This is a genomic window from Salinibacterium sp. PAMC 21357, assembly GCF_000247645.1.
In the GTDB taxonomy this organism is placed as follows: Bacteria; Actinomycetota; Actinomycetes; order Actinomycetales; family Microbacteriaceae; genus Rhodoglobus.
On the sequence record NZ_AHWA01000006.1, the window covers coordinates 223,173 to 244,170 of the forward strand.

20 protein-coding genes are annotated in these 20,998 nt (G+C 60.1%); 14 read left to right on the forward strand and 6 right to left on the reverse strand.

The window, feature by feature from the left end; all coding sequences use genetic code 11:
* The first annotated feature begins 116 nt into the window (after positions 1–116).
* Entirely contained in the window at positions 117–1,820 is a 1,704-nt protein-coding gene (locus ON14_RS13635) for a long-chain-fatty-acid--CoA ligase (protein WP_010205917.1), read from the forward strand.
* A gap of 11 nt (positions 1,821–1,831) precedes the next feature.
* Here ON14_RS13635 and ON14_RS13640 read toward each other — a convergent pair whose 3' ends face one another.
* Positions 1,832–2,203, reverse strand: coding sequence for a hypothetical protein (locus tag ON14_RS13640; protein WP_010205918.1), 372 nt, complete (start codon positions 2,201–2,203; stop codon positions 1,832–1,834).
* A gap of 154 nt (positions 2,204–2,357) precedes the next feature.
* A complete protein-coding gene (gene gndA, locus ON14_RS13645) occupies positions 2,358–3,815 on the reverse strand; it encodes an NADP-dependent phosphogluconate dehydrogenase (RefSeq protein ID WP_010205920.1) in 1,458 nt (485 codons plus the stop codon).
* A gap of 175 nt (positions 3,816–3,990) precedes the next feature.
* Between gndA and ON14_RS13650 the strand changes: the two genes are divergently transcribed.
* A complete protein-coding gene (locus tag ON14_RS13650; RefSeq protein WP_010205921.1) occupies positions 3,991–4,308 on the forward strand; it encodes a putative quinol monooxygenase in 318 nt (105 codons plus the stop codon).
* A 4-nt stretch (positions 4,309–4,312) separates the two neighbouring features.
* Here ON14_RS13650 and ON14_RS13655 read toward each other — a convergent pair whose 3' ends face one another.
* Positions 4,313–4,738: a pyridoxamine 5'-phosphate oxidase family protein gene (locus ON14_RS13655; protein ID WP_010205922.1), complete on the reverse strand. Its 426-nt coding sequence runs from the start codon at positions 4,736–4,738 to the stop codon at positions 4,313–4,315.
* A 212-nt stretch (positions 4,739–4,950) separates the two neighbouring features.
* Here ON14_RS13655 and ON14_RS13660 point away from each other — a divergent pair, with 212 nt between their 5' ends.
* The 4 genes from ON14_RS13660 (at position 4,951) to ON14_RS13675 (ending at position 8,811) form a co-directional block, all read left to right on the forward strand.
* Positions 4,951–5,472 (forward strand): gluconokinase, encoded by a 522-nt coding sequence (locus tag ON14_RS13660; RefSeq protein ID WP_010205923.1) that lies wholly within the window; start codon positions 4,951–4,953, stop codon positions 5,470–5,472.
* A 22-nt stretch (positions 5,473–5,494) separates the two neighbouring features.
* Positions 5,495–6,904 carry a GntP family permease gene (locus ON14_RS13665; protein ID WP_010205924.1) on the forward strand — a complete coding sequence of 470 codons (1,410 nt, stop codon included), beginning with the start codon at positions 5,495–5,497 and terminating at the stop codon, positions 6,902–6,904.
* 9 nt (positions 6,905–6,913) lie between these two features.
* Positions 6,914–7,687: an SDR family oxidoreductase gene (locus tag ON14_RS13670; RefSeq protein WP_010205925.1), complete on the forward strand. Its 774-nt coding sequence runs from the start codon at positions 6,914–6,916 to the stop codon at positions 7,685–7,687.
* Positions 7,688–7,767: 80 nt separating this feature from the next.
* Positions 7,768–8,811, forward strand: coding sequence for an L-idonate 5-dehydrogenase (locus ON14_RS13675; protein WP_010205926.1), 1,044 nt, complete (start codon positions 7,768–7,770; stop codon positions 8,809–8,811).
* 44 nt (positions 8,812–8,855) lie between these two features.
* Here ON14_RS13675 and ON14_RS13680 read toward each other — a convergent pair whose 3' ends face one another.
* The 3 genes from ON14_RS13680 to ON14_RS13690 are packed head-to-tail and all read right to left on the reverse strand — an operon-like array spanning position 8,856 to position 12,076.
* The gene (locus tag ON14_RS13680; protein WP_010205928.1) at positions 8,856–9,572 is read right to left on the reverse strand and encodes a FadR/GntR family transcriptional regulator; all 717 of its coding nucleotides are present in this window, start codon (positions 9,570–9,572) and stop codon (positions 8,856–8,858) included.
* Between the two features lie 39 nt (positions 9,573–9,611).
* Complete coding sequence (gene uxaC / locus ON14_RS13685; protein ID WP_010205929.1) at positions 9,612–11,030, reverse strand: glucuronate isomerase; 1,419 nt, start codon at positions 11,028–11,030, stop codon at positions 9,612–9,614.
* On the reverse strand, positions 11,030–12,076 hold the full coding sequence (locus tag ON14_RS13690; RefSeq protein ID WP_010205930.1) for a LacI family DNA-binding transcriptional regulator: 1,047 nt from the start codon (positions 12,074–12,076) through the stop codon (positions 11,030–11,032). The genes uxaC and ON14_RS13690 overlap by 1 nt, the downstream gene beginning before the upstream one ends.
* Positions 12,077–12,234: 158 nt before the next feature.
* Between ON14_RS13690 and ON14_RS13695 the strand changes: the two genes are divergently transcribed.
* The 8 genes from ON14_RS13695 to manD are packed head-to-tail and all read left to right on the forward strand — an operon-like array spanning position 12,235 to position 20,879.
* On the forward strand, positions 12,235–13,581 hold the full coding sequence (locus ON14_RS13695; protein ID WP_010205931.1) for a sugar ABC transporter substrate-binding protein: 1,347 nt from the start codon (positions 12,235–12,237) through the stop codon (positions 13,579–13,581).
* A gap of 18 nt (positions 13,582–13,599) precedes the next feature.
* Positions 13,600–14,583, forward strand: a complete 984-nt coding sequence (locus ON14_RS13700) for an ABC transporter permease subunit (RefSeq protein WP_010205934.1) — start codon at positions 13,600–13,602, stop codon at positions 14,581–14,583.
* The gene (locus ON14_RS13705; protein WP_050993072.1) at positions 14,580–15,482 is read left to right on the forward strand and encodes a carbohydrate ABC transporter permease; all 903 of its coding nucleotides are present in this window, start codon (positions 14,580–14,582) and stop codon (positions 15,480–15,482) included. Before ON14_RS13700 ends, ON14_RS13705 begins: the two co-directional genes overlap by 4 nt.
* Entirely contained in the window at positions 15,479–16,318 is an 840-nt protein-coding gene (locus ON14_RS13710) for a sugar phosphate isomerase/epimerase family protein (RefSeq protein ID WP_010205942.1), read from the forward strand. The genes ON14_RS13705 and ON14_RS13710 overlap by 4 nt, the downstream gene beginning before the upstream one ends.
* Positions 16,315–17,439, forward strand: a complete 1,125-nt coding sequence (locus ON14_RS13715; protein ID WP_010205944.1) for a Gfo/Idh/MocA family protein — start codon at positions 16,315–16,317, stop codon at positions 17,437–17,439. Before ON14_RS13710 ends, ON14_RS13715 begins: the two co-directional genes overlap by 4 nt.
* Positions 17,436–18,311, forward strand: coding sequence for a sugar phosphate isomerase/epimerase family protein (locus tag ON14_RS13720; RefSeq protein ID WP_010205945.1), 876 nt, complete (start codon positions 17,436–17,438; stop codon positions 18,309–18,311). The genes ON14_RS13715 and ON14_RS13720 overlap by 4 nt, the downstream gene beginning before the upstream one ends.
* A 19-nt stretch (positions 18,312–18,330) precedes the next feature.
* Positions 18,331–19,644: a mannitol dehydrogenase family protein gene (locus ON14_RS13725; RefSeq protein ID WP_010205946.1), complete on the forward strand. Its 1,314-nt coding sequence runs from the start codon at positions 18,331–18,333 to the stop codon at positions 19,642–19,644.
* Positions 19,641–20,879, forward strand: a complete 1,239-nt coding sequence (manD, locus tag ON14_RS13730) for a D-mannonate dehydratase ManD (protein WP_010205947.1) — start codon at positions 19,641–19,643, stop codon at positions 20,877–20,879. Before ON14_RS13725 ends, manD begins: the two co-directional genes overlap by 4 nt.
* The last annotated feature ends 119 nt before the right edge of the window (positions 20,880–20,998 follow it).

Consider the following 20,998-nt stretch of genomic DNA (forward strand, 5'->3'; position numbering starts at 1 on the left):
ACTAGACGGCAGTTCTCACGGGCAGTTCTCCGTGGCAATGGTCGACGGTTTGTTGTCCCGGTTCGTGGGGGCGTATTGCGTAAATGAGTGGGTCTCGACAGGCATACAGTTAACGTATGACTGCGTTGTCCGACCGCCCCTGGCTTGCTAACTACGCCGATGGCGTTCCTGATGAAATTCCGTTGCCCGATGGATCGCTTTACGATCTGGTCGCAGCCTCTATTGCTAAATACCCAAACGGTGTTGCGCTTGAGTTCTTTGGCAAAGAAACTACCTACGCCGAGCTCGGCGCGCAGATAGATCGCGCGGCCGAAGGCCTTCGCCTTTTGGGTGTGCAGAAGGGCGACCGGGTCGCTCTCGTGCTTCCTAACTGCCCGCAACACATCGTGGCGTTCTATGCGGTGCTGCGACTTGGCGCCATTGTCGTGGAGCACAACCCGCTCTACACGCCTCGCGAGCTTCGGCACCAGTTTGAAGACCACGCGGCAAGAGTTGTCATCGCGTGGAACAACGTTGTTGCCACGCTGCAAGATTTTCCGATGGATGTCATAGCCGAGACCATCATTTCGGTTGACGTCACCCAGTCGATGCCGCTGCTCAAGCGTGCTCTGCTCACATTGCCCATCGCGAAGGCGCGCGAGTCACGCACCGCGCTCACAACAAACGTGAGCGGAACGATCGTGTGGGAAGATCTGCTCAAATCTGAGCCCATCGACGAGCACATTGTGCGGCCAACTGCCGACGATTTGGCCCTCATCCAGTATACGAGCGGTACCACCGGATCTCCCAAGGGCGCGATGCTCACCCACCTCAACCTGGCGACCAACGCAGCTCAGGCGCGCGCCTGGGCGCCGGCAGTACCTCGCGGCACCGCGGTGGTCTACGCGGTGCTTCCGATGTTCCACGCCTACGGTCTTACGCTCTGTCTGACGTTTGCTATGAGCATGGGCGCCCGGCTTGTCTTGTTCCCTAAGTTCGACCCAGACCTGGTACTGGCCGTCGTCAAGAAGCGCCCAGCCACGTTCCTGCCGGCCGTGCCGCCCATCTACGAGCGGCTCACAGCAGCGGCCGACGCTGCTGGTGTTTCCCTCAAGGGCATCGAGATCGCGATCTCGGGAGCGATGCCTCTCTCCGCAACCGTGGTCGAGCCCTGGGAAGAGCGCACCGGAGGCACCCTCGTCGAGGGCTACGGGCTCTCAGAGACGAGCCCCATCCTCATTGCCAACCCTGTCGGCCCCACTCGCCGTGCGGGCACTGTCGGGCTTCCTCTGCCCAACACAGAGATTCGCGTTGTTGATCCCGAGAATCCCACGGTGGATCGTGCTGCGGGGGAGCAGGGCGAACTCATCGTGCGTGGCCCGCAAGTATTTTCGGGCTATTGGGACAAGCCTGACGAGACTGTCGAAGTGTTTGTGCCGACCTCAGATGGTGGCAAGGATTGGTTCCGCACCGGCGACATCGTCACCGTGGATCCTGATGGCTTCGTGACCGTCGTTGACCGCATCAAAGAGCTCATCATCACCGGCGGTTTCAATGTCGCGCCGAGTGAAGTCGAAGAGGCTCTGCGCCAGCACGCATCGATTGTTGATGCTGCCGTGGTGGGATTGCCCAGCGAGCACAGTGGCGAGGATGTTGTTGCGGCTGTGGTGCTCGCGAAGGGGGCGACTCTCGACGAGAAAGCGGTACGCGACTTTGTGCGCGAAAACCTCACGGCTTACAAAGTACCCAAGAGCATCGTGGTCGTCGACGAGCTTCCTCGGTCGCTTATCGGCAAGGTGCTGCGTCGCCAAGTTCAAGAAAAGCTGATCGCCGAACGCTAAGCAGCGGCGAATTACGTGTTGTCGGCTGGGCTGCGCGGAATAACGGCTGGCCCGGGAATTAGGCCCATCGAACGAAGCAAAGTTTCGGTGCCATTGAACGCGATTGCGTAGCACTTCCAGCCGGGTTCACCCTGCCCGAAAAGCTCAAAGCGGATGTCGAACGAGACAGCTTGGGGTGCCAAGTATTCGATATAGGTGCTGCACGTGCGAGTAGCGGTGTTGTTTGCGGTGCCAGCGGCAGACACGATGCCGGGTACGACAAGCCCAATGAGCCCCAGCACAACAACCACCCGCATAACCCAGATGAAAGTGCGAGAGCGCATTGGACGATCTCCGTGCGGCTCGTAGCCAGACAACTCCGGGTTGTCTTCATATTCGCTCATCGTGCACCCATTCTGTCACTGCGAACTGCACGCGGTGCTGTGCGCGGCGTTGTGCGCGTCAGGTAGTGAGAGTCGCGCTGTGCCTGCCAGTGCTGCGTTGCGTGTGTTGAGGCGAAAAGAATGGCGGCGAACACGAGGTTCGCCGCCATATCGATTAGTGCGAGTCAGTCGCTTCGATCTCGGTGCGATCGCCCGACCACAGGGTGTGGAAGGTGCCATCCATGTCGACTCGCTTGTAGGTGTGAGCGCCGAAGAAGTCGCGCTGACCCTGAACGAGGGCGGCAGGAAGGCGCGGTGCGCGCAGGCTGTCGTAGTACGCGAGCGACGAGGAGAATGCCGGAGTCGGGATGCCCGCAGCGGCAGCACCGCCCACAACTCGGCGCCAAGAATCTTGAGTTCCACCGATCGCATCGCTGAAGTACGGCGCCGCGACGAGAGCCACGAGGCCGGGGTTCTCGGCGTAGGCCTCGGTGATGCGGTTCAGGAAGCGGGCACGGATGATGCAACCACCGCGCCAGATCTTGGCGATCTCGCCCTTCTTGATGTCCCAGTTGTACTCTTCAGCGCCGGCAACAATAGCGTCGAAGCCCTGGCTGTACGCAATGATCTTCGAGGCGTAGAGAGCCTGGCGAACATCCTCAATGAACGCGGCCTTGTCGTCGATGGCCGGCACAGAGCTGGGGCCGGGCAGTGCTGCGGATGCCGCACGCTGGGCAGGCTTCGAGGAGACGGCGCGGGCGAACACGGCTTCGGCGATTCCCGAGACGGGCACTCCGAGGTCGAGTGCGGTTTGCACGGTCCACACGCCGGTTCCCTTGGAACCTGCCTGATCGAGGATGATGTCCACGAGGGGCTTGTCTGTCTTGGCGTCGACCTGGCGCAGAACTTCGGCGGTGATCTCGATGAGGTAGCTCTCGAGTTCGCCCTTGTTCCACTCGGCGAAGATGTCGGCGATTTCGGCGGGGGTCGCGCCGGTGCCCTGGCGGATGAGGTCGTAGGCCTCAGCGATGAGCTGCATGTCGGCGTATTCGATGCCGTTGTGGATCATCTTGACGAAGTGGCCTGCACCATCGGTGCCGACGTGAGTGACGCACGGCTCACCTTCGGCAATAGCGGCGATCGACTTGAGGATCGGGCCGAGAGTTTCCCACGCTTCCGCGGAACCGCCGGGCATGATCGATGGGCCGAGCAGCGCGCCCTCTTCGCCACCAGAGATGCCAGCGCCGACGAAGTTAATGCCGGTCTCGCGCACGGCCTTCTCACGACGGATGGTGTCGGTGAAGAGTGCGTTGCCGCCGTCGACGATGATGTCGCCGGGTTCGAAAGCTTCAGTGAGAGCGTCGATCACAGCGTCCGTGCCTTTGCCAGCCTGCACCATGATGATGGCGGTGCGTGGCTTCGACAGCGACGCCGCAAATTCTTCATACGTGGATGCCGGAACGAAGTTAGCTTCGGGGTGCTCAGTGAGCAGAGTCTCGGTCTTCGAGTAGGAGCGGTTGTAGATGGCAACGGTGTTGCCTTCGCGGCTTGCGAGGTTGCGGGCGAGGTTGGAGCCCATAACGGCGAGCCCTACTACGCCAATGTTTGCGGATGCTTGCTCAGCAGCGGTCATATCGTTCACTCCTTGACTCTGGGACAAAGTGGCGGGCCCCACGCTGGCGCGGAGTTGGCCCAGTGATCAAGCCTAGGGCACACCGCGCAGCAGGCTCGCGGCATCCATTCAGCCTTCGCCGCCGCCGCCCTACTTACCTTGCGGAAACGCAGGGGGTGAGCGGTAGCGTGGCAGCATGACCCAACCAGTGATCGTTACCGCCGTATTTCCCATCCGCCCCGACAGCCGCGACGCGGTGGTTGAGGCGCTCCGCACCGCACTTCCTCTTGTGCATGACGAACCCGGCTGTGAGCTCTATGCGATTCATGAAGCCGCGGATGGCACGCTCGTCATGATTGAGAAGTGGGCGTCAGAAGCGCTTCTCGACGACCACGGCACGAGCCCCGCAGTCGCCGCTCTCGTCGGTGAGATTGGTCAGTACCTTACGGCCGAAGTTGCCGTAACGCGCATGACCGCGATTCCGATCGGCTCGACGGGCAAGGGGTCGCTCTAAGTCGCTAATAGCGCTCGGGCTCCGGCCCGAGCGTGAAGCGGCGCCCGGTAACTTCTGTCGGCCTGATTTCCACCCACACGTATTTGAGCGTGGGGATCAGCGGTGTCAGCGGCAATTGGTCGGCTTCGTAGATCTCGTCTTGAGCTTCGATAATGCGCGCTGTGCCTTTGGCAACGACGCTCCACGCTGTGTGCGGGCCCACGTAGTCAGTCTCGAACGCCACTCGATCATTGATCGTCAGCTTGAGCAGCTTGGTGCCCTGTGACGTGCGCAACATTAGTCGGTTGTTCACGGCGATGAAATTCACCGGGGTGATCTCTGGCTCTCCTCGAAAGCTGACCGCGATTCTGCCCAGAGTGGCAGTGCGCAGTAACTCCCAACAGGTGTCCGACGACAGTTCTTCAACTGGATCGTTCAGGTTCTCGCTCATGGCAATTCCTTCTTCCCTTCCTCAATGTTCCCACTGAGAGTGTTGATAAACCAGAGGTAGCCGGTATAGAAAGAAATCGTCAGCTATTTGCGTCCTGCTCGCTCGCTGACCTCGTGGGTGGTCCCGCGAGCCGAATTTGCATTAAGTCTGCTTTAAGGCAGACTTACCTGATTGATATCAGACGTAACGACGCGTCCAATGTTAGGAAGACTGTGACTTCACAATTTCCACCCCTCATAGTGATGGGTGTCTCAGGATCGGGTAAATCGACCGTTGGTGCTGCCCTCGGCGAAGCGCTGGGGATGCAATTCATCGACGGTGATGACCTTCACCCCCGGGCTAACAAAGAGAAGATGGCCGCTGGCCACGCCTTGAATGACGAAGACCGCGCCCCCTGGCTCGAGATCATCGCCGACCGAATTGGCGCAGAACTCGCCGACGGCAACCCCATCATCGTTGCGTGCTCATCTCTCAAGCGCTCGTACCGCACACTCCTCACCGCCCACACTCCTTCCGCGGTCTTCGTTCACCTCAATGGCAGCCGTGAAGTGATCGCTGAACGCCAGTCGCATCGCAATCATGAGTACATGCCCAACAGTCTCCTCGACTCCCAGTTCAGCACCCTCGAACCACTCCAGGAAGACGAGCGCGGCGTGCTCGCCGACCTCACCCAAACTCCGGACGAAATTGTCCGGTCAATCAAAAAAGACCTCACCGACCGCTACGTCGGCTGAGCTGCGCTAGAGAAAAAGGACAATGATGACCGATCTCCAATTGCTTTGGGAGTTGCCCACGTGGGGTCTTCTCCTTCTTGCCGCGGGAGCCATAGCGCTCTTGCTGCTGCTGATTATCGTGGGCCGCGTTCACGCGTTCCTCTCGCTGATCATCGTGAGCCTCGTCACCGCGGTTGCGGCTGGTATCCCCACGAACCAGATAATCCCGACCCTCACGTCTGGCTTCGGTGGCACTCTCGCCAGCGTCGCCTTGCTGGTTGGTCTTGGTGCGATGCTGGGCCGGATGCTCGAAATGAGTGGTGGAGCGCAAGTGCTCGCCGACTCGCTCATCCGTCGCTTCGGTGAGAAGCGGGCACCTCTGGCTCTGGCCGTTGCCTCGCTCATGATGGGTTTCCCCATCTTCTTCGACGCCGGTCTTGTCGTCATGCTGCCAATCATCTTCACGGTGGCTCGTCGCCTCGGCGGATCGCTCCTCTTCTACGCCTTCCCGTCAGCCGTCGCCTTCTCGGTCATGCACATCTTCGTGCCGCCGCACCCCGGCCCCGTTGCCGCCACCGGTCTTCTCGGCGCTGACGTCGGACTCGTCCTCATCTTCGGCCTCATCGTCGCGATCCCCACCTGGTACGTCGTCGGCTACAAGTTCGGCACCTGGACCGGCAAGCGTTTCGACATCGCGATCCCCGACATCCTGTTCGGAAGCCAAGATGACGAAAAGGCTGCTCAGTTCAAGTCAAACCCCAAGCTCGGCACGATCCTCTTCCTTCTCCTTCTCCCTCTCGTTCTCATCTTCATGAACACTGGCCTCAACGCCCTCGCCACTGCTGGTGTCGTTGACATTGAGAACCCGCTCGTTCAGGTGCTTCGTCTCCTCGGCGAAACTCCCATCGCTCTGCTCATCACCGTGGTCTTCGCGATGTGGTTGCTCGGCTGGAAGCGCAACAAGGAGCGCACGCTCATTGAGACGATCGTCGACAGCGCCCTCGGCCCGGTTAGCTCGATCATCCTCATCACGGGTGCCGGTGGAATGTTCGGTGGCGTACTTCGTGCCAGCGGAATCGGCGCCAGTATCGCCACGTCACTCGAATCAATCGGTATGCCGCTCATCGTTGCCGGCTTCGTGATTGCTGCGATCATCCGTGTGGCTCAAGGTTCGGCAACCGTCGCTCTCACGACTGCGGCAGCGCTCATCCAGCCCGTCGTTTTGGCTGACGCCAGCCTCAACCCGGTCGAACTTGCCGCCATCGTGCTCGCACTCGCTGCCGGATCGGTGTTTGCTGGTCACGTCAACGACTCTGGCTTCTGGCTGGTCAGCCGCTTCTTCGGTATGGACACCCAAACCACGCTGCGCACCTGGACAGTCGGTCAAGCACTCGTCGGTGTCATGGGCTTCGCGATCGCGTTCGTCATCTTCATCGTCGCCGGAATGTTTTAGGAGATAGCTGTGGCATCCACCATGTTTGACCTCACGGGGCGCATTGCGCTCGTTACCGGATCCAGTCGAGGAATCGGGCGCGTCATCGCTCAGGCCTTGGCGGTTGCCGGTGCAACGATCGTGCTGAACGGTCGCGATGAAGAGCGGCTTGCCGCCACTTACGCCGACTTCAGTGCCGAGTTTGGGGCCGAACGCGTCTACGCTCGCGCGTTTGACGTAGCGGATGCCACAGCTGTCGCCACCGCCATTGCCGAGATCGAGGCATCCATCGGTGCGATCGGGGTGCTCGTGAACAACGCGGGCATCCAGCATCGCGAACCGATGCTCGACCTCGACGTGGAGGACTGGAACCGAGTCATCTCCACCAACCTCACGAGCGCGTTCCTCGTTGGCCGCGAAGTTGCGCGCCACATGCTGGTGCGTGGTGAGGGCAAGATCATCAACATTGCGTCGGTGCAGACCGACCTTGCTCGCCCCACTATCGCGCCGTACACGGTGTCGAAGGGCGGCATCCGCAACCTCACTCGCGCCATGACGGCGGAGTGGGCTAGTGGCGGACTGCAGATCAATGCAATCGCGCCTGGCTACATCCACACCGAAATGACGCAGGCGCTCGTCGATGACGACACCTTCAATAACTGGATCCTCGGGCGCACGCCTGCTGGTCGTTGGGGCACTCCCGCCGACCTCGGTGGCCCCGCCGTCTGGCTCGCCTCCAGCGGGTCGGACTACGTCAACGGCCAAGTCATCTTTATCGATGGCGGCATGACGGTCGTCGTCTAACAACCTTTCGAAACACGGGAGCGTCGTGCAGCATTGCGGCGCTCCCGTTTTCTTTTCAACACCGAATAGAAACGAAGCTCATGACTCTCGAACTCCCCACCGACACCCTCGCTGTTGTTGTCCACGCAGTAGATGATTTGCGGGTCGACACGATTCCGCTCGCTGCGGCGTCGGCTGATGAGGCTGTCGTTCAGGTCGCGTTCGGCGGTGTGTGTGGGTCTGACCTTCACTACTGGACTCACGGTGCCGCGGGGGAGTCGATTCTCAAGGCCCCGATGATTTTGGGCCACGAAGTCGTTGGCACTGTTATTCAGCAGGCTGCCGACGGAACCGGCCCCGCTGCCGGAACCACGGTGGCCGTGCATCCGGCAACCCCCGGTGGCACTGAGCCGCGCTGGCCAGAAGACCGCCCCAACCTTTCCCCAGGCTGCACCTACCTCGGCAGTGCGGCGCGATTCCCTCACACCGAGGGCGCGTTCGCTGAATTTGTGACTTTGCCGAGCCGGATGCTGCGAGCACTGCCCGCCTCGCTCAGCCTGCGTGACGCGGCTCTCGTGGAACCCGCCAGTGTTGCATGGCACGCGGTATCTCGCGCCGGAGACGTTCGCGGAAAACGTGCTCTCGTTATCGGCGCTGGCCCGATTGGTGCTCTCATCGTTGCGGTGCTCAAGCGCGCCGGTGCCAGCGAGATTGTGGCCGTCGATATGTTCGCTGGGCCGCTCGCGATCGCGCAAGAGGTCGGGGCGACAGAAATTCTCCACGCCACGGATGTGGATGCCATCGCCGCAGTCGACGCCGACATCGTCTTTGAATCCTCGGGCAGCTACCGCGGGCTCGAGTCTGCCGTGCGAGGGGCAACTCGTGGTGGTCGCGTCGTCATGGTCGGGCTCTTGCCTTCAGGACAGCAGCCGGCGCTCATCTCGCTCGCGATTACGCGTGAACTTGAGCTCGTCGGTTCGTTCCGCTTCAACGACGAAATCGATGAGGTTATTGCGGCGCTCGCCGACGGCAGCCTCTTCGTTGAGCCCGTCGTAACGCACGAGTTTGCGGCATCCGAGGCTCTCGAAGCGTTCGCTATGGCGAAAGACTCCGAGCACAGCGGCAAAGTTCTGCTGCGCTTCTAGCAGCAACGCCGCACGCGAGTCGCTCGGTGACTTGCCCCTCAGCGCTAGTCGAGGAAGATGCGTGCTTCGCCGGCCCAGATCGGCTCGACTTCTTCACTCGTGCGCGTCATGATGCGTTCCATGGACGCGAAGGCGTCGGCGGGACGTTTGCCCTGAATGGCATCGGCAACATCTACATGCAGTTGTAGTGCCTCTTCGTGCGGTGTTGCCGGCATGAGACCGCGGTGCGTGCGACCGGTCAGCACTTCGGCGATTACGCGGTCGAGGCGGGCGAACATTTCGTTACCGCTCGCCGCAAGAACCAGCGAGTGAAAGCGGATGTCGAGCTCAAGAAAGAGTTCGAGGTCGCCCGACCGCCCGACAGAACGCATTCGCGCGGCCAACGCCAGCAGCTCGGCGCTCGTCTCTTCAGAAGCAAAAGTTGCGGCAAGTTGGGCTGCCTGCGGCTCGATCGCAGCACGCAATTCAGTAAGAGAGCGCAACTGCTTACCGTTTTCGGCCTGCTCCAAACGCCAGCGGATGACGAGCGGATCGTAAAGACTCCACTGCGCCATTGGTTGCACGCGCATGCCGACCCGTTTCACCGAGGCGACCATTCCGAGTGACTGAAGCACCCGCACAGCTTCACGAACTACCGAACGGGAGACGCCGTAACGCTCCTCAAGCTGTTCCGCGAGAATTGTGGATTCGGGGCTGATCTCGCCCGAAACGATGTGGAGCCCGAGCTCATTGAGCACGCGTGCGTGAAGACTTCCGGGCATGCTTCTAGAGTACTGGTCGTGTCGTCGTGGGCACGTTAGCTACGCAGGCAAGCGGAACGTGTCAATGGGCCGCGTCGATACAAGCGCGACCGCGATCTCGAGGGCGGATTCTTCGGTGATCTGGTGCTGCGCCACGAGTGAAGCAAGATAGGCAGCGTCGACCCGTCGAGACATATCGTGGCGGGCAGGGATAGAGCAGAATGCCCGCGTGTCGTCAATGAAGCCAGATGTCTTCGTGAAACCAGCGGTCTCGGTGACGGCTTCGCGGTACCGACGCATCGCTGCCGGACTGTCCAGGAACCACCACGGAGCTCCTGCGAAAACAGCAGGGTAGAAGCCTGCTAACGGCGCGATTTCTCGGGAGAAAGCGGACTCATCCACGGTGAAGAGCACGAGATGAAAGCCCGGCGCCGTGCCGAAGTCGCGCAGCAGCGGCTCAAGGGGGCGAGTGAACGAGACGCGATCAGGAAGGTCATGCCCCGTATCCGGGCCGTAGGAATCAAAGGTGGGCTTGTGGTGATTGCGTATGACGCCGGCATGGAGTTGCATCACGAGACCGTCATCCACTGACATAGCCGCGAATTGATAGAGCATGTTGTGGCGGTAGGCGACGGCATCGCCTGCGGTGAGCGTTCCGGCGAGGCCAGCGGCGTGCAATCGTTCGGCAGCCTCGGGACTCAGGGGCTCTGCCCCGGCATCGACTACTCCGGTGTCCGTGGCGGTCGCGCCGTGCGCGATGAAGTACTCGCGCCGGGAACGCAGCGCTGACAGCAAGCCGGCATAGCTGCCGCAGTCGATGTTCGCTGCGGCCGATAGCGAGGCGAGTTTCGCTGCCCACTGCGGCCCTAGCGGATTCATATAGACATCGGCGCGCAGGGTGGGCAACACATGCCCGGCGAAAGTGGGGTCAGCGGCTAAGGCTGCGTGAGCCGCGAGGTCATCGGCGGGGTCGTCGGTGGTCGCAAGAACGCGGATGCCAAAGCGGTCAAAGAGCGCGCGGGGCCGCATCGCGGGGGTTGCTATTGCCGCAGAAAGTTGGTCGTAGATCGCATCTGAATTCTCAGAAGAGGGAGTTTCGGCGACCCCGAAAACATCGCTGAGTTCGGTTTCGAACCAGGCCATCACAGGCGTTCCTTGAAAAAGGTTCCAGTTTTCGCTGAACCGGCGCCAGATTTCGCGACCGCTGTGGTCCGAGGGGATGCCGTGCTGCGCAAGGCCTAGCTTGTTCAGCGAAACGCCGTTGGCGTGAAGCAACCGGGTGACGTAGTGGTCGGGTGTTATCAGTAAGGCCGCAGGATCGGCAAAGGGCTCGTCCGCGAGCAGCATTGCAGCTTCGACGTGACCATGAGGTGAGTAAATCGGTGCATGCTGCACCTCGCTGTAGAGCCGCCGGGCAATGTCGCGTTCCTCGGGATTGCTGGAGAAAAGTCGATCGGGGTGAGGAAGCAGGATCGTCATCATTCCTTCTTGTGGGAGGGGGAGGGGCCAGTGGAGTCGCGCACGGTGAGATGAGTAGGGAGGACTACCGAGCGCCGCGGGTTGTGTTGAGGCTCATTGGAAAGATTTGCCAACAGCATCGAGACGGCAACACGTCCTGCCTTTTCGATTGGAGCGGTCAGTGTGGTGAGCGGTGGGTTGCAGAAGTCGGCACCAAAAATATCGTCACAGCCCACGATGCTCACATCGTGGGGCACTTGTACCCCTCGGTCGTGGAGCCGTGCGAGCATGCCGATTGCGAGCAAGTCGTTGAAGGCGACACACGCTGATGCCCCGCTATTGATGACCGCGTCCGCGGCGGCTGCCCCGCCGACCTGTTTCGGCGAGAAGGGGCCTAACCGTCGCGCGGTAAGCCCGTGCCGCCCCATTGCTTTAGCGAACGCACGCCAACGCCCTTCGTTGGACCACGAGGTCTCTGGCCCAGAGGCGTACACGATGTCTCGATGGCCAAGTGAGATGAGGTGCTCTACTGCCTGATCGATCCCGAAGGGGGAATCGATAAACACGCTCGGTACGCCGGCCGTTTGCCGGTTGATCGCGACGAGGGGCATGGCTGTCGACATTTCGGTCAGCTCACGATCAGTGAGTCGAGAGGCGGCGATAATTGCCCCGTCGAAGGAGCCGCGAAGGCTCTGAAGCATTGATTGCTCGAGTTCAGGAGATTCTTCGGTGTCGATAAGAAGCTGAGAGTAACCCGCCGCGCGTGCTTGCAGTTGAGTACCCCGGATGATGTCGAAATAGAACGGATTGCTAATATCGGCAACGAGTAACGCCACCGACTTTCCGCGCGTGCCGACGACCTCGTTGTTGCCGCCTTTGCGGGCGCTCGACGGAGCAACGTAACCGAGCTCACGGGCCGCTTGCTCGATGCGACTGCGCGTGCTGGCGTTCACGCGACTTGGAGTCGAGAGGGCGCGGGACGCGGTCGAGGTCGCGACACCGCTGCGCTCGGCGACATCTTTGAGTGTCGCGGGCCGATCTGAGCTCCGCGACGATGTGGTGTTCATAGGTCGAGATAATCAGACCTTCCATATTTTGGCAATATTTGGCAAATTATTGCGCCCAAATTGCCACATTGCTTAGAGTTCGAGGCACGCCGTTGGAAATCTCCCGTTATGGGGCCGGTTGCCCGGTGTCCCGTCGCACCACTCAAAGAGGAGTCTCGATGAATAACAAGAAAATGCTCGCAACGATGGCTGGCTTTGCCGTCGTCGCCCTTAGCCTTCAGGCCTGCTCCGCCACAGGCGGTGAGAATAATGGCGATGCTGTCGACGGCAGCGGTAAGTCCCTCAACGTGTTGATCGCCGCAAACACGCTTTACCCGACAGAGCAGCAATCGTGGTTCGACGATGTCTCTGCAAAGTTCGAGGAAGAGACCGGCGCGACCGTAGAGTTCGAGACGTTCGCCTCCGCGAACGATGAGCTCACTCGCATCCAAACGTCGGTACTGTCTGGGCAGGGACCGGATGTTTATTCATTGGGGACCACGTTCACGCCCACGGCGTATTCAACGGGCGCATTCGTGACACTCGGTGACGAGGAGTGGGAGAAAGTGGGCGGCCGCGACAAGTTCGTTCCCGCTTCACTCGGCATCTCCGGCCCCGACGAGGCGAACGAAATCGGCGTGCCATTGGCAAGCCGACCGTTTGCTCTCGCCTACAACACTGAATTGCTTGCTGAAGCAGGGTTCGATGCCCCCGCCGACAGTTGGGACGGACTCCTCGAGCAAGCTAAAGCAATGACCCATGACGACCAGTACGGCATGGCGGTTGCCTACGCCGACAACTTCAACCCGTGGAAGTTCATTTGGACTATGTCGCTCCAGGCTGGCAACCCGCTCGTCGTAGACGGCGAAGCTACTCTTGACGACCCCACCACCGTGGAGGCGTACCGCACCTATTTCGAGTGGATGACCGTCGATAAGGTCGTCGACCCGTCGTCTGTTGGATGGCAAACAGCGCAGGCCGTTGCCGCATTCGCTGATGGCAATGCCGCGTTCCTGCCCATGACCTCGGCAACTTCTGCCGTCACTTTCGATAAGTCCGCTGTGGCAGGAAAGTATGCCTACGCCACGATGCCGCTGATCGCGCCGGGGGAAACATCCGCTCCTCAAGGGGCGATCGAAGCAGCAACGATCATCTCAGGTGACAACATCGTGGTCGCGAACTACTCGCCCAATCAGGATCTTGCATTTGCATTCATCAAAATGTTGACCGATCCAGAACAGCAGGAGATTTACTTCAATACTTTCGGCGAAATGCCGACAAACGCCGAGGCCGCGGAGACGATCCAGAGTGAGAACGAGTTGCTCGCACCGCTTCTCGACGCTGGCGCTCAGTCAGTCGGCACACCCTTCAGTGGCGCGTGGGGAGACGTGCAGCTCGCGCTGGGCAACGTGGTTGTTCAGCTGATCCCCGCTATCGCATCCGGAGCTGTCTCCGACGCTCAAATCGAAGATCAGCTCAAGTCAGCTCAAGAATCGGCCCAGTCAGCTCTGGACCGCGCAAAGTAATCGGAAGTACACCCACTCATGACAGTGACTACTGCTCAATCCGACCGTCGCATCGATCCGGAAACGGACGATGCGGCGGGCGGAGGCACACAGCTTCGCCGGAAGAAGACACGGGGCTTAGACAAGCGCAACCGGCCGCTCTGGATGCTCGCGCCAGGCGGAGTGCTCATGGTGCTCGTGATCGTGATCCCCGTGCTGCTCGCGGTTTTCATATCGCTTCTCGACCTCGACCAATACTCACTGCGAGAGTGGATTCGGGCGCCGTTTATTGGCGTTCAGAACTACGTAGAAGCGGCAACGCGGTCGTCAATGTTCCATGCGGTCTGGCTGAGCGTTTCATACTCGGTTCTCGTCGCAATCATCACGTTGCCGGTTGGTGTGGCTGCAGCGCTCGCTGCTCAAAATCGCTTCCGGGGGCGCGGGTTTGTTCGCTCAGTTTTCCTTATCCCGTACATTCTTCCCGCCTTTGTCGTTGGCACTGTCTGGCGCACGATGTTGCAGCCAGGCGGGGTGGTCAACAGTCTGCTTGAAACGGTCGGAATCGATGGCGGTCTTTGGCTCAACGGCCCTCAGAGCTATTGGGCTCTTGTGCTCGTGCAGGCCTGGTCGTCGTGGCCGTTCTTCTACCTATTGGTGCTGTCTGGGTTGCAAGCGGTAGAAGCTGAAGTTCACGAAGCAGCAGCACTCGACGGCGCGGAATGGTGGACCAAGCTGCGCTACGTTGTGTTCCCGTATCTCAAGGGTCCTGTTGCGTTGGCGGCAATCATCTCGTTCCTTCACAACATCAACAGCTTTACGTTGCCTTTTGTTTTGTTTGGGGTTCCGACGCCGTACGACGTTGAAGTGCTGCCCCTCCTTACGTACCTCTCCAGCTTCCAGAGCTTCCGATTTGGGTTAAGCGCGGCTATGGCCGTGTTCTCGCTCGCACTCATCGCAATCCCTCTGGCCATCTATCTCCGTGCCGTCAAACTCGACACGGGGGATGAAGGGCATAAGAAATGAGTCTCGCCATCCGTTCGACAAGAGCTCGAACACGCCGGTCTCGCGAAGATGTAGTGATGCGGTTGCTGCCGCGACCGCTCATGGTGTCGATCGTGGTTTTTCTGCTGCTCGTTGTGCTCATCCCGATCCTGTATATCTTTATGGCGTCGATCAACTCAGACGTCAGTATCGTTCGTGGTGACTTTTGGCCGAGAGACATCTCATTCACGAACTATGTCGACATCTGGAGCACCGTTCAATTAGGTAAGGGCCTGATTAACAGTGTTCTGGTGGCGGGCTCGGTTGCCATCGTCAGCGCCTTCCTCGCGGTAGCGATGGCGTACGTCCTTGTGCGCTATCAATTCTTCGGGCGCCTCACGATTCTCCGCGCGCTATTGGCGTTGCAGTCCATTCCGGGAACTCTCATCCTGCTGCCTGTCTTCGTACTGTTCTCCAGTATTTCCACCATTATCGGTGTGCAAATCATTGGTACCCGCGGAGCACTCTTCGTGACTTACCTGACGTTCGCGCTTCCGTTCTCGACCTGGGTGATGGTGACCTATCTGCGAGGACTGCCACGCGAGCTGGAAGAAGCGGCCCGCATCGACGGAGCGTCGTCGTGGACAATTCTTACCCGGATCATCGTTCCTTTGAGCTGGCCAGGCATCGTCGTCTCCGGAATATTCGCATTCTTGCTTGGCTGGAATGACGTGCTTTTCGCTTCCGTCATTACCAACCCGAGCACTCGAACGGTGGCGGTGTCGCTCCAAATTTTCGGGGCAACCGCAGAAGGCGGCGCCGTTCCTATCTACGGGCAAATGATGGCGGCTTCCCTCGTCTGTGCGGTCCCCGTTGTCGTTTTGTATCTCGTATTCCAGCGCTACCTCGTCGGTGGCCTCACTGCAGGAGGAGTCAAATGAGTAATGGTGAATGGCTGCTCTCAGGGTTCGGCGATGAAATAGCGGAGGATCCGCACGTTCAGATTTCAGTTCTTCAAGCACTGGGGGCGAATTTCATTGAGGTGCGAAGCGCTTGGGGAATCAACATCGTCGATCTCGACACAGCTGACCTCGCGCGACTGAGGGCGATCCTTGGCGAACGTCACATGAAAGTTTCGGCGATCGCGAGCCCTGTGGGCAAGGTCGACGTCACTGTTCCGGTCGAAGCAGAAGTTGCACGCCTCAAGCGTGCCATCGCGGCGGCTCACCTTCTCGAGAGCCGCTACATCCGCATATTTTCATTCTTTCGTTCGCCCGATGTCACTGTTGAGAGCACCCGTGATGCCGTGCTCGAACGCATGAGCGCCCTCGCTGCTGAGGCAGAGCGCGAGGGGGTGGTTCTCGTTCACGAGAACGAGAAAGACATTTACGGAGACACCCCAGACCGGGTGCTGGACATCATTGAATCTGTCGGTTCAGCGTCGTTAAAAGTCGCTTGGGATAACGCGAACTTTGTGCAGGTCGGAGTGAAGCCGTTCACCGATGGATACGCGCAACTCCGGCCACACCTCGAGTATCTGCAAGTGAAAGATGCGATTGCGACGACCGGCGAGGTTGTCCCTGCCGGCGAAGGCGATGGTCAGCTTCACGAAACAATCGCCGCCCTGCACGACGACGGCTACGCGGGCTTCGCGTCGCTCGAGCCGCATCTCGGCTCCCAACACGTCCTGGGCGGATTCTCCGGTCCTCACGAATTTGGACGCGCAGCCCGCGCCTTCGCTCAACTGACCTCAACCATTGGAGTAAAGATCGTATGACCGCGCTCAACGTTGCCATCGTCGGAAACGGCATCATCGGTTACAACCACGCCAAAGCGATAGTCGCGCACGGCGGCCTCGACATCACCGTCCTTATCGATGCCGCGCCGAAAGCCAGCGCTGCGCTTGCCGATTTCATCGAAAACGATCTTCATCGGGAGCGGCCAACAATCGCATCCTCGATCGCTGAAGCGCCGCGGGTCGATATCGTCGTCATCTGCACACCGAGCGGGCTTCACGTGGCTCTCGCAGAGGAAGCTATCGCTGCAGGGAGCAATGTCGTCATCGAGAAGCCGCTCGACAGCAACCTGCCCCGAGCGCGGCGTATTGCTGAGCTAGCGCTCGCGGCAGAATCCAGTGGCCTCGTTGTCTCAGTGATTAGCCAGCATCGATTCGACCCCGCGAGCGTTGTGGTCCGCGAAGCGGTAGAGGGAGGGCTTTTCGGGCGCATCACCTCTGCTGTTGCATCTGTGCCGTGGTGGCGGTCGCAGGAATATTACGACTCCGGAACATGGCGTGGCACGTGGGAACTCGACGGTGGGGGCGCGGTGATGAATCAGGGCGTGCACACGGTTGACTTGCTTCGCTGGTTTTTAGGGACCCCTGTCACTGTGAGCGCCGAGACTGCGTGCCTTGCTCATGACAGCATCGAGGTCGAAGACACCGCTGTCGCGACAATTCGCTTCGAGTCCGGTGCGCTTGCGGTCGTTCACGCAACGACGGCGGCGTTCCCCGGGATGAGCGTCAGCCTGCATGTTCACGGATCTCGTGGCTCCGCGATCATCCAAGACGACCAACTCGCATATTTTCATGTTGCCGATGCGGGCGACGATAGCGAGGTTCTCAATCAGGCTGCGTCCGTGGTTGATCCCGAAGAGATTTTCGGGGCGCCCAAGGATGAAGAGTGGTTCATGATCGGTCACCGTCGACAATACGAAGACATCGTGCACGCTATCGAAACGAGGTCAATGCCCAGTGTGCGCGTTGACGATGCGTTGCTTTCGCTCGCCCTTGTCGACGCGATTTACATCTCGGCGACCCGCCATTCCCCCGTGCTCTTTGCCGACGTACTCGCGGGAAAATACGACAACTCAACTCGCGTAACAGGTGGTGCTCTGTGAAATTCTCGGTGTTCACCGCCTCGACACCGGACTGGGAACCCGAAGAAGCTGCACGAGTTCTCGCTAAACAGGGCTGGGATGGTGTGGAATGGCGCATCACTGACCAGAAACCGGCCGCTGAGCCGGGCTTTTGGCAAGGCAATCGCGCGACCTGGCCACTCACCGGCTTAGAGGCGTCGCTGCCCCATATCGCCGCGGTCACCCGTGAGGCGGGGCTCGAATTCTCGGGAATCGGTGGCTACGCGCGCTGTGACAACCAGGTTGATGTCGAACGCATGCTCGCGGCCACGGCCGAGCTCGGCGCTCGGCAGGTGCGGGTAACTGTTCCCAAGCGAGGCGACGGCGATTACCGCGATGCTTTTGCTCAGGCCCGCACTGACTTCGAGTGGGTAGCGTCGCGTGCTGAAGCGCATGGCGTTAAAGCGCTCGTGGAACTGCATCATGAAACGCTGACGGCGTCAGCATCCGCTGCTTTGCGTCTCGTTGACGGTCTCGACCCCGCCCACGTCGGGATCATTCACGACCTGGGGAATTTGCTGATCGAGGGTTACGAAGAGCACCTGTCGGCCTTTCAGATGCTGGGGGACTACCTCGCGCACATTCATGTAAAGAACTTGGCATGGCACGCTGAACCGGAAGCCGACGGCGTAACGGGGTGGGCCCACAAGTGGGCTCCGTTGGCGACCGGTCAGGCAGATGTTCGCGCATATTTTAGGGACCTCGCCACTATCGGCTATGACGGTTGGGTTACCCTCGAAGACTTTTCGACCGAGGTTCCTCTTGAGCAGCGAACGCAGGAGAATCTGAACTTCGTGCGTGACGCCGCCTATCGAGCTGCCCACACCGTGGAGAAATCGCCGGGCGATGAGTGACGTACGAGCGCCTGTGAGAATGGCGCACTTGGGCTTGGGGGCGTTTCATCGCGCCCACCAGGCGTGGTACACCCAGCGCGCGAACGACCTCAGCGACCTAGCGTGGGGCATCGAAGCCTTCAGCGGCCAACGTCGAGAGCTCGTTGATGCGCTGAACGCCCAGGGCAATAGGTACACCCTCATCATTCGCAACTCCGCGCGCGACGTGCCGCTCACGATCTCCAGCGTGGTCCGTGCTTCTGCGGGCACAGACGGCGAGCGGTGGCGGACGGTGCTTGCGGATCCGGCGGTCAGCGTTCTCACCCTCACCATCACGGAATCGGGGTACTCTCTCGACGCTGCCATCGACGCGGACGAACTGGCTCTAAGCTCCGATAACGATGCGGCCATGTCCAGCGCTCCGGGGCGAATCGTCGACGGCCTCCGCGCTCGCCGCCGGGCTGGCTCCGGTGCGCTTGCGATCATCAGTTGCGACAACCTCCCTCGCAACGGAGAGGTTACTCGCTCTTCGGTGCTTGGGCTCGCTGCGCGCTGTGATCCGCAGCTCGCTAAGTGGATCGATGAGAACGTCTCGTTCGTCTCGAGCATGGTCGATCGGATCACGCCAGCAACAACCGAGGACGATCTGGCTGCCGTGCTTTCCCTCACCGGGCGCCACGACCGTGTTCCTGTCATCACTGAGCCGTTCACTGAGTGGATTCTCAGTGGGGAATTCCCGGCCGGCCGGCCGGCGTGGGAGAAGGGAGGAGCCCGATTCGTCGATGATCTCGCCCCTTTCGAAAACCGCAAACTTTGGCTCCTTAACGCTGCCCACTCGCTGTTGGCCTATGTGGGCATCTTTCGAGGGCACGAGACGATCGATGAAGCTATGGCCGACTCGTGGTGCGCCGCTCATGTTGAAGTGCTATGGGGCGAAGCGCGAGCAATTCTTGACCTTCCGGATGTCGAGATCGACGCCACACTCTCCGCGCTCCGATCGCGCTTCAGTAACGTCCGCATCCGGCACCGCCTCGCACAGGTTGCCGTCGATGGCTCCCACAAGCTGCCGCAGCGCGTCGTCGATGTTCAGCGTCGTCGTATTGAGTCGCAATTACCTGTCGGCTCGGCCGGTGCCCTTGTGATCGCCGGATGGCTGGTGCACTTGCGCGACTACCCGTCGATGGTGTCAGACGCGAGAGTTGGTGAACTGTCCGAGAGTCTTCCGGGGCTGACAGCATCCGAACAGATCGACGCGGTGCTGCACCTCGTCGCGCCCGACCTCGTCGGTGAGCTTGCGCCGCCCGTTGCTGAAGCATTGCAATCTCTCGAACTATCTCGAAAGGACCAACCGTGATTATCCACTCTGCCGAGGTCATTGTTACAAGCCCGGATCGAAATTTTGTCACTCTCAGACTGACGACCGATGATGGGCTCGTCGGGCTGGGCGACGCAACGCTTAACGGCAGAGAGCTCGCGGTGGTGTCCTATCTTCGCGATCATGTCGTTCCACTTCTTATCGGCCGAGACGCCCACACGATCGAAGACACGTGGCAGTTTCTCTATCGAAGCGCGTACTGGCGTCGTGGTCCGGTCACGATGGCAGCGATTGCGGCCGTTGACGTCGCGCTCTGGGACATTAAGGCCCAGGCGGCAGGTATGCCTCTTTACCAGCTCCTCGGAGGAGCATCCCGAACCGGGCTGTTGGCGTATGGGCATGCGTCGGGCAAGACAACGAGTGAATTATTCGACAGCGTGCGAGAGCACCAAGAAGCCGGGTACCAGGCGATTCGCATCCAAACGGGAGTGCCTGGCCTTCGGTCGATTTATGGAATTGCTTCGAACGAGACCTTCGACGGAAATAGTGGTGTGCGCTACGACCATGAGCCGGCTCAACGCGGCGCATTCCCCGCCGAAGAAGACTGGGACACTCGCAGCTACTTGCGTCACGTTCCGACAGTCTTTGAAGCAGTGCGCAATGAGTTTGGCCCCGAGCTTCCCTTGCTGCACGATGGCCACCACCGGATGACGCCCATACAGGCTGCACAGCTGGGCAAGTCGCTCGAACCCTATGACCTCTTCTGGCTCGAGGACTGCACTCCTGCCGAGAACCAGGAGGCGCTGCGACTTGTGCGTCAGCACACCACGACGCCGCTGGCTATCGGCGAGATCTTCAATAGTGTCTGGGACTACCAGCAGATCATTCGGGAACAGCTCATCGACTATGTACGGAGTGCTGTTACTCACACCGGCGGAATCTCTCACTTGAAGAAGATTCTTGACTATGCCGGCCAATACCAGATCAAGTCCGGGATGCATGGGCCTACCGACATCTCACCGGTGGGCATGGCTGCTGCAATGCACCTCGGTATGGCTATTCACAACTTTGGCATTCAGGAGTACATGAAGCACGGAGAGAAGACGAATGCTGTCTTCAATCAGTCGTTCACTTGGAACAACGGAATGCTTCACCCGGGCAACAAGCCAGGGCTCGGAGTCACGCTCGACGTCGACGAGGCCGGCAAGTACCCCTACGAACAGGCTTACCTTCCTTACAATCGACTTGCCGACGGCACCGTCCACGATTGGTAGAGCAGACTGCGACTTCCGAACGGATGCTAGTTAGGTAACGTGTATCATTGGCCGTTGAACTTCGGCGAGGGAACCATCCGGTTCCGTTATCGACGCGGCGGGCAAGTCACAGGGCTTTT

What these genes read in the sequence shown, in the direction of transcription:
- ON14_RS13635 (WP_010205917.1), top strand. Translation starts at nt 117, where the DNA reads ATGACTGCGTTGTCCGACCGCCCCTGGCTTGCTAACTACGCCGATGGC.
- ON14_RS13640 (WP_010205918.1), bottom strand. Translation starts at nt 2,203, where the DNA reads ATGAGCGAATATGAAGACAACCCGGAGTTGTCTGGCTACGAGCCGCAC.
- gndA (WP_010205920.1), bottom strand. Translation starts at nt 3,815, where the DNA reads ATGACCGCTGCTGAGCAAGCATCCGCAAACATTGGCGTAGTAGGGCTC.
- ON14_RS13650 (WP_010205921.1), top strand. Translation starts at nt 3,991, where the DNA reads ATGACCCAACCAGTGATCGTTACCGCCGTATTTCCCATCCGCCCCGAC.
- ON14_RS13655 (WP_010205922.1), bottom strand. Translation starts at nt 4,738, where the DNA reads ATGAGCGAGAACCTGAACGATCCAGTTGAAGAACTGTCGTCGGACACC.
- ON14_RS13665 (WP_010205924.1), top strand. Translation starts at nt 5,495, where the DNA reads ATGATGACCGATCTCCAATTGCTTTGGGAGTTGCCCACGTGGGGTCTT.
- ON14_RS13675 (WP_010205926.1), top strand. Translation starts at nt 7,768, where the DNA reads ATGACTCTCGAACTCCCCACCGACACCCTCGCTGTTGTTGTCCACGCA.
- ON14_RS13680 (WP_010205928.1), bottom strand. Translation starts at nt 9,572, where the DNA reads ATGCCCGGAAGTCTTCACGCACGCGTGCTCAATGAGCTCGGGCTCCAC.
- uxaC (WP_010205929.1), bottom strand. Translation starts at nt 11,030, where the DNA reads ATGACGATCCTGCTTCCTCACCCCGATCGACTTTTCTCCAGCAATCCC.
- ON14_RS13690 (WP_010205930.1), bottom strand. Translation starts at nt 12,076, where the DNA reads ATGAACACCACATCGTCGCGGAGCTCAGATCGGCCCGCGACACTCAAA.
- ON14_RS13695 (WP_010205931.1), top strand. Translation starts at nt 12,235, where the DNA reads ATGAATAACAAGAAAATGCTCGCAACGATGGCTGGCTTTGCCGTCGTC.
- ON14_RS13700 (WP_010205934.1), top strand. Translation starts at nt 13,600, where the DNA reads ATGACAGTGACTACTGCTCAATCCGACCGTCGCATCGATCCGGAAACG.
- ON14_RS13705 (WP_050993072.1), top strand. Translation starts at nt 14,580, where the DNA reads ATGAGTCTCGCCATCCGTTCGACAAGAGCTCGAACACGCCGGTCTCGC.
- ON14_RS13710 (WP_010205942.1), top strand. Translation starts at nt 15,479, where the DNA reads ATGAGTAATGGTGAATGGCTGCTCTCAGGGTTCGGCGATGAAATAGCG.
- ON14_RS13715 (WP_010205944.1), top strand. Translation starts at nt 16,315, where the DNA reads ATGACCGCGCTCAACGTTGCCATCGTCGGAAACGGCATCATCGGTTAC.
- ON14_RS13725 (WP_010205946.1), top strand. Translation starts at nt 18,331, where the DNA reads ATGGCGCACTTGGGCTTGGGGGCGTTTCATCGCGCCCACCAGGCGTGG.